The organism is Pseudomonas sp. Ant30-3 (assembly GCF_000690905.1).
In the GTDB taxonomy this organism is placed as follows: Bacteria; Pseudomonadota; Gammaproteobacteria; order Pseudomonadales; family Pseudomonadaceae; genus Aquipseudomonas.
Map to the genome: position 1 here is coordinate 1 of NZ_JMCL01000068.1, position 15,222 is coordinate 15,222.

A 15,222-nucleotide genomic window follows, 5' to 3' on the forward strand; every position below is an offset into this window, starting at 1 on the left:
TGGCGGTTTCGCGACCCTGACCATCCTGACCAAAAATTCCTTCCTCAACGAAATCACCCGCCAATACGTGGTCACCGCCCGCGCCAAAGGCATGAGCGAACGCCGTGTGCTTTACGGCCATGTGTTTCGCAACGCAATGTTGCTGGTGGTGTCGGGTATTCCGCAGGCGTTTATCAGCGTGTTTTTTGCCGGGTCGCTGCTGATCGAAGTGATCTTTTCGCTCGATGGCCTGGGCCGCATGAGTTATGAAGCCGCCGTGTCTCGGGACTATCCGGTGGTGTTCGGTTCGCTGTTCATCTTCACCCTGTTCGGACTCCTGATAAAACTGGTCGGCGACCTGTGTTACACGCTGGTTGACCCGCGCATCGACTTCGCCGCGAGGAATGCCTGATGCTCACGCTCTCGCCGCTGGCCCGTCGCCGCTTGGAACGCTTCAAGAAAAACCGCCGTGGCTGGTGGTCGCTGTGGTTGTTCATCGGTCTGTTTCTGCTGACCCTCGGCGGCGAATTGATCGCCAACGATAAACCGCTGGTCGTCAGCTACCAGGACTCGCTGTATTTCCCGGTGCTCAAACGCCACACCGAACAGGAGTTCGGCGGACAGTTGCCCTTCCAGGCCGACTACCGCAGCGACTATGTGCAGAACCTGATCAGGAAAGACGGTGGCTGGCTGCTGTTTCCGCCGATCCCGTTCAGTGACGACACGCCCAACTATGACTTGAGCAAACCCGCGCCCAGCCCACCATCGAGTGAAAATTGGCTGGGCACGGACGACCAGGCGCGCGACGTCTTGGCCCGGGTGATTTTCGGTGCGCGGGTGTCGATTCTGTTTGCGTTGATGCTGACCGTAATCAGCGCGCTGATCGGTATTGCAGCGGGCGCCCTGCAAGGTTATTACGGCGGCTGGGTCGACTTGATCGGCCAGCGGGTGCTGGAGGTCTGGTCGGGATTGCCGGTGCTGTATTTGCTGATCATCCTCTCGGGGTTCGTCGAGCCGAATTTCTGGTGGCTGCTGGGGATCATGGCCTTGTTTTCGTGGCTGGCACTGGTCGACGTGGTGCGCGCCGAGTTCCTGCGCGGGCGCAATCTGGAATACGTCAAAGCCGCCCGGGCGCTGGGCCTGACCGATCGCAAAGTGATCGTGCGACACATTCTGCCCAACGCGATGAACGCGACGCTGAGTTACTTGCCGTTCATTCTGACCGGAGCGATTTCGACGCTGACGGCGCTGGACTTCCTCGGGTTCGGCATGCCGGCCGGCAGCGCGTCGCTGGGCGAGCTGATCGGTCAGGGCAAGCAGAACCTGCAAGCGCCCTGGCTGGGGCTGACGGCGTTTTTCACGTTGGCGCTGATTCTTTCTTTATTGGTGTTCATAGGCGAGGCATTGCGCGATGCGTTTGATCCCCGATCTTGATCCCCGATCTTGATCCCCGATCTTGATCCCCGATCTTGATCCCCGATCTTGATCCTCGATCTTGATCCTCGATCTTGATCGCCGGACTTGAACAACAATGCTGATGCGGAGATTACACACTTGAGTCTCAACCTGATCGAAATCCGTGATCTGTGCGTCGCCTTCAATGGTCAGACCGTGGTCCGTAACCTGTGCCTGGACATCCGTCCCGGCGAATGCCTGGCGCTGGTGGGTGAGTCGGGGTCCGGCAAATCGGTCACTGCGCACTCGATCCTGCAATTGCTGCCCGAAACCGGTACCGAGACGACCGGCAGCATTCGCTATCACGGCAAGGAATTGCTCGGTGCCTCGTCCAGGGTTTTGCGGGAACTGCGTGGCAACCGCATCGCGATGATCTTCCAGGAGCCGATGACTTCGCTCAACCCGCTGCACACGATCGAAAAGCAGATTGGCGAAACCCTGTTGCTGCACAAGGGCCTGACCGGCAAACCGGCACAGACGCGCATTCTCGAACTGCTGCAGCTGGTGGGCATTCAGAAACCCGAGGAACGACTCAAGGCGTATCCGCATCAGCTGTCTGGCGGCCAGCGGCAACGGGTGATGATCGCCATGGCGCTGGCCTGCGAACCACAATTGCTGATTGCCGACGAACCGACCACAGCGCTGGACGTGACCGTTCAGCGCAAAATTCTGATTCTGCTCAAATCCCTGCAACAGCGCCTTGGCATGTCGCTGCTGCTGATCAGCCACGACCTCAATCTGGTGCGCAGCATCGCCCAGCGCGTGTGCGTGATGAAGGCCGGCGAAATCGTCGAGCAGGCGACCTGCGAAACCTTGTTCACCGAACCGCAACATCCCTACAGTTGCGTGCTGCTGAACGCTGAGCCGGAAGGTGAAGCGCTGCCCCGGGACGAGCGTGAAAATGTCCTTGAAGTGGACAACCTGAACGTGCAGTTTCAACTGAGCGGAGGCCTGTTTCGGCGCAAGACCTACCTGCGCGCAGTGGATGGCATCAGCTTGAACATCCAGCGCGGCAAGACCCTGGGCATTGTGGGTGAGTCCGGTTCCGGCAAATCGACGCTGGGCCAAGCGATCCTGCGGCTGCTCGATTCCGAGGGCAGCATTCGCTTTCAGGGCGAAGTACTGGATGGCTTGACGCAAAAGCAACTGCGGCCATGGCGCAAGAAAATGCAGGTGGTGTTCCAGGATCCGTTTGGCAGTTTGAGCCCGCGTATGTCGGTGGCGCAGATCATCAGCGAAGGCCTTGAAGTGCACAGCCATTCCAGCGCCGATCAGTGTGACGCGCAGGTCATTCAAGCGCTGCAGGAAGTCGGCCTCGACCCGCTGAGCCGGCACCGTTATCCGCATGAGTTCTCCGGTGGTCAACGCCAGCGTATCGCCATTGCCCGCGCATTGGTGTTGAAACCGGCGCTGATTTTGCTCGATGAACCGACGTCGGCGCTGGATCGCACCGTGCAAAAGCAAGTGGTCGCCCTGCTCCGCCAATTGCAGGAGAAACATGGCCTGACGTATCTGTTTATCAGCCATGATCTGGCAGTCGTGCGCGCGCTGGCGCATGACCTGATTGTGATCAAGGACGGCAAAGTGGTTGAACGCGGTGCCAGTCATGAGGTATTTGATTCGCCGCAGCATCCGTATACCAAAGAGCTGTTGGCGGCGGCGCATGCGCGATAACCGCGTGGGACCCGTGCACCGTGTCGCGGCCATCGCGAGCAAGCTCGGCTCCCACAGGTTCTCCGGCGGTCACACATTTAGTGGTTTTGCCGCAGAGCTGTTGGGGCTAAGGCTCGGCTCCCACAGGTTTTTCGGTGCTCACGCATTTGATGGTTTCACCGCAGAGCTGTTGGGGCCAAGGTTCTGCTCCCACAGGATCTTCGGCGCTCACGGATTTGATGATTTCACCGCGGACCTGTAGGAGCCGAGCTTGCTCGCGATGGCGTCCGCACAGGCAATACACAATCAGGATCAGCCCCCATGAACACCACCGAAAGCCTCAAGGATTACCAGCGCGTTCGACTGCTGGCGATCCGTTCGTTGTTCGAAATCATCGAGCAGTCGAGTGAAGGCACGGTGATTGTCGACCGCGACGCCAACATCGTATGGATGAACGAACGCTATGCCCGGCGCTTCGGCCTGGAGTCGGCGGAAGTGGCCATCGGCAAACCTTGCGAAAGCGTGATCCCCGGCAGCCTGCTGCGTGAGGTCGTCCGCACGGGCCGGCCGATCCTGCTCGACATGCAGGACACGCCCAAGGAACCCCTGGTGGTCATGCGTCTGCCAATTCACGACGACGCCGGTGTGGTCATCGGCGCGATCGGTTTTGCCTTGTTCGATGAATTGCGCAGCCTCTCGCCGATGCTCAAGCGCTACATGAGCATGCAGGAAGAGCTTGCTTCCACGCGCTCGTTGCTGCGCGCACGCCAGACCAAATACAACTTCGCCCACTTCATCGGCACCAGCGCGGCGAGCCTGGAAGTCAAACGCCGCGCCCGCCGCAGCGCCAGCGCCGATTCGCCAGTATTGCTGCTGGGCGAAACCGGCACCGGTAAGGAACTGCTCGCGCAGGCCATTCATGGCGCATCGCCGCGAGCGCACAAAGCCTTCGTCAGCATCAACAGCGCGGCCATCCCCGAGGCGTTGCTGGAAGCGGAGTTTTTCGGCACCGCGCCCGGCGCGTTTACCGGTGCTGATCGCAAAGGCCGCGTCGGCAAGTTGCAGATCGCCCAAGGCGGCACGCTGTTCCTTGATGAAATCGGCGATATGCCGCTGCCGTTGCAGAGCAAACTGTTGCGGGTCTTGCAGGAAAAAGAATTCGAGCCGGTCGGCTCCAATGAGGTGATCCAGAGCGATGTGCGGGTGATCGCTGCGACCTCCACCAACCTTGAAGCGGCGATCAAGCGCGGCGAATTCCGTGCTGACTTGTACTACCGCCTCAACGTCCTGCCGATCCAGGTCCCGCCGCTGCGCGATCGTCTGGATGACTTGCCGGCCCTGAGCGAAGCGATTCTCGAAGAACTGCGCAGTCAGCACGAGCTCAACCCTCAAGCACTGGCGTTATTGGCCCAACACGCCTGGCCGGGGAATATTCGCGAGTTGCGCAACGTGCTGGAACGCGCGGCGCTGCTCAGTGATGATCTGGTATTGAACGCCGGGGACATCCGCGCGGCAATCGGGACGTTCACGCCAGTGGAGCGCACCATTTCAACGGTGCTCGAACCGGTTGCGCTGGAAACATTCAACGCGGCACGGGAGCGGTTTGATCGGCAGCTGATTGAGCATGCACTCGCGCAATGCGGGGGCAAAGTCGTTGAGGCGGCGGCCCGATTGGGCTTGGGCCGTTCGACGTTGTACAAGAAGATGGTGGCGTTGGGGGTTGTTGAGTCTCTGTAAAGAGACATTGATCTCCATTGGTAGACAGAGGCTCTTCGCGGGCAAGCCTTGCTCACACAGAGGCTAGATTTTCAGGCGCCAAGGAGATCACCTGTGGGAGCAAGGCTTGCTCGCGAAGGGTCCATCTCAAACATCAAATATCTCCAGATTGAGATATATTCATAACGCCCACGTGAAAATCCGCTAAATATCCATATAAATCAGAATGTTACGAATCTGGCACAAATCTCGCTAAAGCACTCTCCTACCAGCCTCACCCAAAAAAATAACAAACCAGGAGACACACCATGAGTGTGACCATTGCCTTGGCAGCCCTAGCGCTGCTGATGCTCGCCGCCTACCGTGGCTACAGCGTAATCCTCTTCGCCCCGATTGCCGCCCTCGGCGCCGTCCTGCTCACCGACCCTTCCGCCGTTGCCCCCGCGTTCACCGGGGTGTTCATGGAAAAAATGGTCGGCTTCATCAAACTGTATTTCCCGGTGTTCCTGCTCGGTGCGGTATTTGGCAAGCTGATCGAGTTGTCGGGTTTCTCGCGCTCGATTGTTGCTGCCGCCATTCGCTTGCTCGGCACCCGTCAGGCGATGCTGGTGATCGTATTGGTCTGCGCCTTGCTGACCTACGGCGGCGTATCGCTGTTCGTGGTGGTTTTCGCGGTCTATCCGTTTGCCGCCGAGATGTTCCGCCAGAGCAATATCCCCAAGCGCCTGATCCCGGCGACCATCGCGCTCGGCGCCTTCTCGTTCACCATGGACGCCCTGCCCGGCACACCGCAGATCCAGAACATTATCCCCACCACCTTCTTCAACACGACCGCGTGGGCAGCGCCGTGGCTGGGCGTGATCGGCACGATTTTTGTTTTCAGCGCCGGCATGCTGTTCCTCCAGCGGCAACGCAACAAAGCTCAGCGCAGTGGCGAAGGCTACGGCACCGAGTTGCGCAACGAGCCGGAAACCGCCGCTGACATCAAACTGCCCAACCCGTGGCTCGCCCTCTCGCCATTGCTGGCGGTCGGCATCATGAACCTGCTGTTCACCCATTGGATTCCGCAGTGGTACGGCAAAACCCACAGCCTTGCACTGCCGGGCATGAGCGCGCCGGTCACCACCGAAATCGCCAAACTCACGGCCATTTGGGCGGTTCAGGCAGCGCTGCTGGTCGGCATCCTGATGGTGTTGGCATTCGGCTTCCAGGCGATTCGCAGCAAGTTGGCCGAAGGCAGTAAAAGTGCGGTCAGCGGTGCACTGCTGGCGGCGATGAACACCGCCTCGGAATACGGCTTCGGTGCGGTCATCGCTTCGCTGCCAGGGTTCCTGGTGCTGGCCGACTGGTTGAAGAACATCCCCAATCCGCTGGTCAACGAAGCCGTGACCGTCACCCTGCTGGCGGGCATCACCGGTTCGGCATCGGGCGGCATGAGCATCGCTCTGGCGGCGATGGCCGATGATTTCATCGCAGCGGCAAATGCTGCGAACATTCCCCTGGAAGTGCTGCACCGTGTGGCCTCCATGGCCAGCGGCGGCATGGATACCCTGCCGCACAACGGCGCGGTGATCACCTTGCTCGCGGTGACCGGCCTGACGCACCGCGAAGCCTACAAAGACATTTTCTGTATTACGCTGATCAAGACCCTGGCGGTTTTCGTCGTGATCGGTACGTTCTACGCCACTGGCATTGTGTGAGGCATTGATGACAACTCTTTCAGGCAAGACGGCATTGGTTACCGGCTCCACCAGCGGCATTGGCCTGGGCATCGCCCTGAGCCTGGCCAAGGCGGGTGCGAGCCTGATCCTCAACGGTTTCGGCGATGCGGCAACAGTGATCGCCGAGGTAGAGCACCTCAACAAGAGCAGCGGTGGCAAGGTCGGCCATCACCCGGCCGATGTCAGCGACCCGGCGCAGATTGCCGACATGCTGGCCTACGCCGAGCGTGAATTCGGCGGCGTCGATATTCTGGTCAACAACGCGGGGATTCAGCACGTTTCAGCGGTCGAGGACTTCCCTGTCGAACGCTGGGATTCGATCATCGCGATCAACCTGTCATCGGTATTTCACAGCACACGCTTGAGCTTGCCGGGCATGCGCGCCAAGGGCTGGGGACGGATCATCAACATCGCCTCTGTGCACGGCCAGGTCGGCTCGGTGGGCAAGGCGGCGTACGTGGCGGCGAAACACGGCGTCATCGGTCTGACTAAAGTGGTCGGCCTGGAAACGGCCACCAGCAACGTGACCTGCAACGCGATCTGCCCGGGCTGGGTCCTGACGCCGCTGGTGCAGAAGCAGATTGATGACCGCATCGCCACCGGGACCGATCCGCAACAGGCGCAGCATGATCTGCTTGCCGAAAAGCAACCGTCGCTGGAGTTTGTGACCCCGCCGCAGTTGGGTGAACTGGTGCTGTTCCTGTGCAGCGAGGCCGGCAGCCAGGTGCGCGGGGCCGCGTGGAATATTGATGGTGGGTGGCTGGCGCAGTAACTGTTCGACAGACCGCGTTATCGTTCTTCGCGAGCAGGCTCGCTCCCACATCCAAAGGTGATTCCCTGTGGGAGCGAGCCTGCTCGCGAATGGATCCGAAGGTAGAAAAAGAGGCAACTCATGTCTGACATCCTCTGGCAACCCAGCGCCCAACGCATCGGCAAAACGCGCATGCACGCTTTCCGGCGCTTCATCAACAATCGCCATCACCTGAAGATTGATGACTACCCTGCCCTGCACCAGTGGTCCATCGATCAACGTGAGGATTTCTGGCAGGCGATCGTCGATTTCTTCGACCTGCGCTTTCACGCGCAACCAGACGCGGTGCTGATCGAAGGCGCGCAAATGCCCAGCGCCCATTGGTTTCCCGGGGCCACGCTGAACTTCGCCGAGCACTTGCTGCGTCGACGCGACGATGCCGTGGCGGTAATCGCCATCGGCGAGAGCGGACAACGCGAACACCTGACCTGGGCAGAACTGGCAGAACACGTCGCCGGTTTTCAGAACAGCCTGCAGGCGGCTGGCATCGGCATCGGCGATCGCGTTGCCGCGTGCATGCCCAATACCTGGCAAACGCTGGTGGCCATGCTCGCCACCACCAGCCTCGGTGCGATCTGGTCATGCTCGTCGCCCGACTTCGGCACTCAAGGCGTGATCGACCGTTTCGGCCAGATCGAACCGAAAGTGCTGATCACCTGCGCCGGCTACCATTACGCCGGCAAGGACATCGACCAGACGGCGAAGGTCAACGAAATCCTCGCGCGCCTGCCGACGCTGCAGCAATTGATCGTTGTGCCATATGCGCGACCGCAGGCACGCATCGAGCACTTCCACACTCAGGCCGACGTCGCGTTGTGGGATGACTTCTACGAAGCGGGCGGCGAACCTGACTTCGTCGCCGTAGCCTTCGATCATCCGCTGTACATCCTCTATTCCAGCGGCACCACCGGCGTGCCCAAATGCATCATCCACGGCACCGGCGGCGTGCTCTTGCAACACGTCAAGGAACACGGCCTGCATTGCGATCTCGGCCCCGGCGACCGTTTGTTCTACTACACCACCTGCGGCTGGATGATGTGGAACTGGCTGGTCTCGGCCCTCGCGGTCGGCAGCGCGGTGGTGCTGTACGACGGTTCGCCCTTTCATCCTGGGCCCGAGCGTTTGATCGATCTGATCGACGACGAGCGCATCAGCGTTTTCGGCACCAGCCCGAAGTTCCTCGCGACTCTCGAAAGCAGCGGCGTAAAACCTCGGCAAAGCCATGAGCTGGACAGCCTGAAAATCCTCTTGTGCACCGGCTCCGCGCTGTCTCCGCAGAGTTATGACTACGTCTATCGGGATTTCAAAAGCGAGTTGTGCCTGGCGTCGATGTCGGGCGGTACCGACATCGTCTCGTGCTTTGTGAATGGCAATCCGCTGGAGCCAGTGTGTCGCGGCGAAATCCAGGGCAAAAGCCTCGGCATGGCCGTTGAAGTCTGGAACGACGCCGGCAGCCCGGTGATCGGCGAGAAAGGTGAGCTGGTCTGCACCCGTCACTTCCCCGCCATGCCCATAGGCTTGTGGAATGATGTGAGTGGAGACAAATTGCGCGCGTCCTATTTCAGGCTGTTCCCCGGCGTCTGGGCGCAGGGAGATTACGCCGAACAGTTGCCTCACGGCGCGATGCTGATTCATGGCCGCTCCGACGCGGTACTCAATCCCGGCGGTGTGCGCATCGGCACAGCGGAAATTTATCGTCAGGTAGAAAAAGTCCCGCAGGTCACTGACAGCGTCGCTATCGGCCAGCAATGGCAGGACGACGTGCGCGTGGTGTTGTTCGTGCGCCTGCAGGACGGCGTCGAGCTTGACGACGCGTTGCGAGAACGAATCCGCCAGGTGATTCGCGCCAACACAACCCCGCGTCATGTACCGGCAAAAATCGTCGCGGTCACGGACATTCCGCGGACCATCAGCGGCAAAGTCGTCGAATTGGCAGTACGCAACGTGGTGCATGGCCAACCGGTCAAAAACACCGATGCGCTGGCCAATCCCGAAGCGCTCGAACAGTTTCGTCAGCGCCCGGAGCTGCTTGATTGACTGGCCGCGACTGTTATGCAGAATGCCAGGTTTGACTCGCAGCCCAGCCTGACCGAAGCTGGCTGCTTTGCAAAAGCTTGCCAGCTTCGGATATTTGCATGCCCAAGTCCCGCCGCTACCTGATCATCAGCCTGTGCGTTTTGCTCGCCATCGGCGTCGCCTGGCTGTACCTGCGCAGCAGCACGCCGGTGATACCGGAAGCGATCAAGCGCGGCTACAGCGAAGCCTTGATCCAGGCCCGCGAAGGCCGCCCAGGTGCCGCGCGGGTGCTTTATCAGCAACTCGCCCGCCCGGACATCTCGCCCAAGCGGCGCATCTGGCTGCACGCCGAACTGCCCAATTACCCCAGCTCGGTCGCCTTGAAACTGGCCGGCGCCGACCTGCAGCACCCATCGGCGAAGGTGCGCATCGCTGCTATTCAAAGCATCAGCGGACTGGTTCCCGGCGGGCAACGCAGTTTGCTCCTCGGGCCATTGCTGGACGACAGCGATCAAAGCGTCCGATTTGCCGCCGTGAATGCCCTGCTCGGCTTGTCACCGGACAATCTCGGCCTGTATTTCGGGCCATTGCAGCAGGCGGTCGATGCGTGGAAGCAAGCACTGAAAAACACCCCGGAGACCGCTGACAACCAGATCCAGCTGGCCCGATTGCACGTGCACAATGGCGAGTACAAGGAAGCGCAGCTGGCCCTCGAACACACCTTGCGCCTTGCCCCGGATAATCTGCCGGCGCTGGTGATGCAGATCGAAGTGCTGGACAAACAGGGCCAGAGTGAAGCGGCTCGCCTGTTGCTGGCCAGGCAATTGAAAGCACAGCCCGATTCGGCCTATCTGCAACATGCGCTGGGCATGTGGCTGCTGCACCACGATCAAAGTGAGTTCGCTTTGCTTGGCTTATCCAAAGCCGTCGAGCTGGAACCCGACAACAAGAACTACCGTTACGACCTCGCGACCACGCTGCACGACCAGGAAGAACTGGAAGCGGCGCAGAAACAGTTGCAGGAGATCGTTCAGCGCTACCCCGCCGACCGTCGCGCCCGGGTCCTGCTGATTAATTACTGGAAGGAAAGTGGCCAGTTGCAGAATGTGCAGATTCTGCTCGCGCAACTCGAACAATTGAATCCGGACGACCCGGCCCTTCAACAGGGCCTGTAATAACCGCTAAATATTGTGGAACCGCTCTCTCGGCCAAAGGTCAAGTGATCAGGCAGTTCATTCAGGCTATTCAGGCTTGCTGCCTCACTTCCCCTAGTCATGAGAGGGCTTTTTTTGACTACGTCTAACGAGTTGTTCAGTGCAAAAGCCGCCACCGGCATCGAAGGTCTGGATGACATCCTGGCCGGTGGCTTGTCTCGCGGTCACGTCTTCCTGCTGGAAGGCGAACCCGGCACCGGTAAAACCACGGTTGCTTTGCAATTTTTAATGGCCGGCGCAAGAGCCGGTGAGCGCTCGTTGTACATCACCCTTTCCGAAACCGAGCATGAGTTGCGCCAGGGCGCGCGGTCACATGGCTGGGAGCTGGATGAAAACATCCACATCTTCGAGCTGACCCCGCCGGAAAGCCTGCTTAACGCTGAGCACCAGCAAAGTCTGCTCTACTCCTCCGACCTTGAATTGGGCGAAGCCACCCGGCAGATTTTCGAAGTGGTCGAACGCGTCAAACCGACCCGCGTGGTGCTCGACAGCCTCTCCGAGATTCGTCTGCTGGCGCAGAGTTCGCTGCGTTACCGTCGGCAGATCCTCGCGATCAAACATTACTTCGTGCGCTATGACGCTACGGTAGTGTTGCTGGATGACTTGACCACTGAATCCCTCGACAAGACTGTGCACAGTGTCGCGCACGGTGTCATCCGCCTTGAGGAGTTGACCCCTAACTATGGTGCTGAACGCCGCCGCGTTCGCGTGGTGAAATACCGCGGGCAGAAATACCGTGGCGGCTTTCACGACTTCACCATCATGGGCGATGGCGTGCATGTGTTTCCGCGGCTGGTGGCGGCCGAGCATCGCGGTGGCTATGACCGCCTGCAATTGTCCAGCGGGATCAAGGAAATGGACGCCCTGCTCGGCGGCGGTATCGAAACCGGCTCCGGCACCTTGATCCTGGGTCCGGCCGGTACCGGTAAATCGCTGATCTCGATGATCTTCGCTGCCGCTGCCGTGGCTCGTGGCGAGAAAGCCGCGCTGTTCATCTTCGACGAAGAACTCGGTCTGCTGTTCGAGCGCATGAAGAACATGGGCATCGATCTCAAAGCCTTGCAAGCCACCGGCAATCTGTTGATCGAGCAAGTCGACGCCGCAGAACTGTCGCCGGGCGAGTTTTCACACCGCGTGCGCCGTTGCGTCGACGAGCGCGACATCAAGACGGTAGTGATCGACAGCATCAACGGCTATCAGGCCGCAATGCCGGAAGAGAATGCGTTGGTCTTGCACATGCATGAGTTGCTGCTCTACCTCAATCGCCGTGGCGCCGCAACATTCATGACAGTCGCCCAGCATGGCCTGGTCGGCGACATGAAGGCACCCGTCGACATTACTTATCTGGCCGACACCGTGATTCTGCTGCGTTACTTCGAGGCGCTGGGCCAGGTCCGCCGGGCGATTTCTGTCATCAAGAAACGCACGGGTAGCCACGAGTCGACCATTCGCGAATATCGCATCAGTTCGACCGGGATGACCATCGGCAAGCCGCTGGATTCGTTCCAGGGCGTGCTGCGCGGGGTGCCAACCTACATGGGTGAAAGCAAGCCGCTGCTTGAGGAAGAAGCCCAGTGAATGTCGGGCACGCGACCTCCGAACGCGCGATTATCCTCGCGCCACTTGGACGTGACAGCCAGCTTGCGTTAATGATGCTCAATGAAGCGGGTTACGATGGCATCATCACCCGCAACCTGATGGAGCTTTGCGCGGAGCTGGAGAACGGTGCGGGCCTGTTGCTGATTTCTTCCGAGGCTCTGCTTGGCAGTGATCTCGGGCCGCTGTTCAGCCTGATCGAGGAACAGCCAGCGTGGTCGGATCTGCCTATCGTGCTGCTGACATATCACGGTGGTCCGGAACAAAATCCCGCGTCCCGCTTTGGCCCGCAGTTGGGCAACGTCACGTTCCTGGAGCGTCCTTTCCATCCGGTCACGCTGATCAGTCTGGTAACCACGGCGCTGCGTGGGCGCCGACGACAGTACGAAGCCAGGGATCGGTTGATCGACCTGAGTCAAAGTGAATTGCGATTGCAGACCACCCTCGAAACCCTGGAACAACAGGTCGAGGAGCGCACAGCCCAATTGCGTCACAATGAAGAAGCGCTGCGCCAGTCGCAAAAAATGGAAGCGGTCGGTCAACTCACCGGCGGTATCGCCCACGACTTCAACAACATGCTGACCGGCATCATTGGCAGCCTGGAGTTGCTGCGCCGGCGCCTGGCCCGGGGCCGCACCGATGATCTGGATGGCCTGATCGATTTGGGCGTGACCTCCGCCAACCGCGCGGCCGGTCTGACCCATCGGCTGCTGGCTTTTTCCAGACGCCAGTCGCTGGATTCGAAACCCGTCGAGATGAACTCACTGGTCGTTTCGATGGGCGAATTGCTGCAACGCAGTATCAATGAAACTATTCACATGGATATGCAACTGGACCCGCAATTGTGGGTGGCGGAGGCCGATCCCAATCAGCTGGAAAGCGCCCTGCTCAACCTGGTGATCAACGCCCGCGACGCCATGCCGACCGGCGGCAACCTGGTGGTCAAAACCAGCAATCAATACCTGGATGCGAACTTCACCGCAGCCCACGGTAATCTCGAACCCGGGGACTATGTGGTGCTAAGCGTTACGGACACTGGTTGCGGCATGCCACAAAGCACCATCAACCGCGCCTTTGACCCGTTCTTCACCACCAAACCTATCGGCCAGGGCACCGGGCTTGGCTTGTCGATGATCTACGGTTTCAGCAAACAATCGCGCGGTCACGTGATGATCGATAGCCAAGAAGGCAGAGGCACTACGGTGAACCTGTACCTGCCGCGTTTCGGGGGCGACATCCATCAGGAAGAACCCGTCGATATTCAACACGCGCTGATCGCCGAGAACGGTGAAACCGTGCTGATCGTCGAGGATGATCCCGCTGTGCGCGTACTGGTCAGCACGGTGCTGAGTGACCTGGGTTACGCCTTCGTTGAAGCCGTCGACGCCCCTAGCGCAGTGCCGATCCTCAACTCGGCACAACGCATTGATCTTTTGATCAGCGACGTCGGCCTGCCCGGGATGAATGGTCGGCAACTGGCGGAAATCGGCCGGCAATACCGGCCGGACCTCAAGGTGCTGTTCATCACCGGGTACGCAGAACATGCGGCCGTGCGCGGCGGGTTTCTTGACCCGGGCATGCAGATGATCACCAAGCCGTTTACCTTTGATTTGCTGACGGCGAAGGTGCGGGAAATGATTCGGATCTGACGGTCCTGCGCGCAGTCCTGCGTCAACATGAAACCGCTGCCCGGTCTGGACCCTGAGCACAAAAACGGCCGACCCGCATGGCGGATCAGCCGTACTCAGGACACTCTGCGAACGATCAGGCGCTCAGCGAATAAATCAACGCCGATATCGCCACCAGCCCTACCGCGGCCACAAAAACATTGGAAGCTTGCCCGCGATACCGAGCCATCGCCGGCACCTTGCGAATGGCATACATCGGCATCAAGAACAGAATCGCCGCGATGATCGGGCCGCCCAGCGTCTCGATCATGCCCAGAATGCTCGGATTCAGTGTCGCGACAATCCAGCAAACCACCAGCATGAACGCCGCCGTCAGACGATCCAGCGTTTTCGGCGCCGGACGCTTGCCGCTCTTCACGATCAAGCCTTTCAAGCCTTCACTGGCACCGATGTAATGCCCGAGAAAGGATTTCGAAATCGCCACAAACGCGATCAGTGGCGCCGCAAAAGCGATGGTCGGGTTGCTGAAGTGATTCGCCAGGTACGACAGGATCGACAGGTTCTGCGCCTTCGCTTCTGCCAGCTGCGCCGGCGACAGGGTCAGCACGCAACTGAAGACGAAGAACAGCACCATCACCACCATCAACGCATGCGCGCGCGACAGGATCTGCGAACTGCGCTCCTCGGCGTGCTCGCCGTAACGACGCTTCTGGTCTACCGCGAACGCCGAGATGATCGGCGAATGGTTGAACGAGAACACCATCACCGGAATCGCCAGCCACAGCGTGTGCAGCAGCGCCGACGGCTCCGGCAGCGTGGTTGCCGTGATGAGAATGCCGCCATTCCAGTGCGGGATCAGGAACACCGCCAGAAACAGCAGCGCGACGATAAACGGATACACCATCAGGCTCATGGCCTTGATGATCACCTGCTCGCCGCAACGCACCACCGCCAGCAAACCAAGGATCAGTACCAGCGACAGAATCGCGCGCGGTGGCGGCGTGATGTGCAATTGATGTTCGAGGAAACTGCCCACGGTATTGGTCAACGCCACACTGTAGATCAGCAGGATCGGGAAAATCGCGAAGAAATACAGCAGAGTGATCAGGGCTCCGGCCTTGATGCCGAAATGCTCTTCGACCACTTCCGTGATGTCCGCGCCTTCGCGGCCGGATAATACAAATCGGGTCAGGCCACGGTGCGCATAAAACGTCATCGGAAATGCCAACACGGCAAGAATCAGCAACGGCCAGAAACCGCCGAGCCCCGCATTGATCGGTAAAAACAGCGTGCCGGCACCGATTGCTGTGCCGAACAGGCCGAGCATCCAGGTGGTGTCATGGCGGTTCCAGCTTGTCAGCGTCGCTGGTGTCGCCGTTACATAGCGTTCATCGACGCTATTGGCCTGATCTTTCATCCGGTGGGATCTCCAC

Annotated in this window: 11 protein-coding genes; 10 read left to right on the plus strand and 1 reads right to left on the minus strand. The window is 59.8% G+C overall.

Annotated elements, in window-relative coordinates:
* The 10 genes from DU29_RS0117295 to DU29_RS0117345 all read left to right on the plus strand — a co-directional run.
* Positions 1–391 (plus strand): ABC transporter permease subunit (locus DU29_RS0117295; protein ID WP_028622798.1); only part of this gene is annotated, 391 nt, incomplete at its 5' end.
* Positions 391–1,413 (plus strand): ABC transporter permease, encoded by a 1,023-nt coding sequence (locus DU29_RS0117300; protein WP_028622799.1) that lies wholly within the window; start codon positions 391–393, stop codon positions 1,411–1,413. The genes DU29_RS0117295 and DU29_RS0117300, both read left to right, overlap by 1 nt.
* Positions 1,414–1,533: 120 nt before the next feature.
* Positions 1,534–3,108, plus strand: coding sequence for an ABC transporter ATP-binding protein (locus tag DU29_RS0117305; RefSeq protein WP_028622800.1), 1,575 nt, complete (start codon positions 1,534–1,536; stop codon positions 3,106–3,108).
* Positions 3,109–3,408: 300 nt separating this feature from the next.
* Entirely contained in the window at positions 3,409–4,824 is a 1,416-nt protein-coding gene (locus DU29_RS0117315) for a sigma-54 interaction domain-containing protein (RefSeq protein WP_028622802.1), read from the plus strand.
* A 287-nt stretch (positions 4,825–5,111) separates the two neighbouring features.
* A complete protein-coding gene (locus DU29_RS0117320; RefSeq protein WP_028622803.1) occupies positions 5,112–6,503 on the plus strand; it encodes a GntP family permease in 1,392 nt (463 codons plus the stop codon).
* A gap of 7 nt (positions 6,504–6,510) precedes the next feature.
* Positions 6,511–7,296, plus strand: a complete 786-nt coding sequence (locus tag DU29_RS0117325) for a 3-hydroxybutyrate dehydrogenase (RefSeq protein ID WP_028622804.1) — start codon at positions 6,511–6,513, stop codon at positions 7,294–7,296.
* A 120-nt stretch (positions 7,297–7,416) separates the two neighbouring features.
* Positions 7,417–9,372: an acetoacetate--CoA ligase gene (locus DU29_RS0117330; protein ID WP_028622805.1), complete on the plus strand. Its 1,956-nt coding sequence runs from the start codon at positions 7,417–7,419 to the stop codon at positions 9,370–9,372.
* Positions 9,373–9,470: 98 nt separating this feature from the next.
* On the plus strand, positions 9,471–10,526 hold the full coding sequence (locus DU29_RS0117335; RefSeq protein ID WP_028622806.1) for a tetratricopeptide repeat protein: 1,056 nt from the start codon (positions 9,471–9,473) through the stop codon (positions 10,524–10,526).
* 114 nt (positions 10,527–10,640) lie between these two features.
* A complete protein-coding gene (locus tag DU29_RS0117340; protein ID WP_028622807.1) occupies positions 10,641–12,143 on the plus strand; it encodes an ATPase domain-containing protein in 1,503 nt (500 codons plus the stop codon).
* Positions 12,140–13,810, plus strand: a complete 1,671-nt coding sequence (locus DU29_RS0117345) for an ATP-binding protein (protein ID WP_028622808.1) — start codon at positions 12,140–12,142, stop codon at positions 13,808–13,810. The genes DU29_RS0117340 and DU29_RS0117345 overlap by 4 nt, the downstream gene beginning before the upstream one ends.
* A 115-nt stretch (positions 13,811–13,925) precedes the next feature.
* On the opposite strand, the gene DU29_RS0117350 is transcribed toward DU29_RS0117345, so the two are convergent.
* Entirely contained in the window at positions 13,926–15,206 is a 1,281-nt protein-coding gene (locus DU29_RS0117350; protein WP_028622809.1) for a serine/threonine transporter, read from the minus strand.
* Between the last annotated feature and the right edge of the window lie 16 nt (positions 15,207–15,222).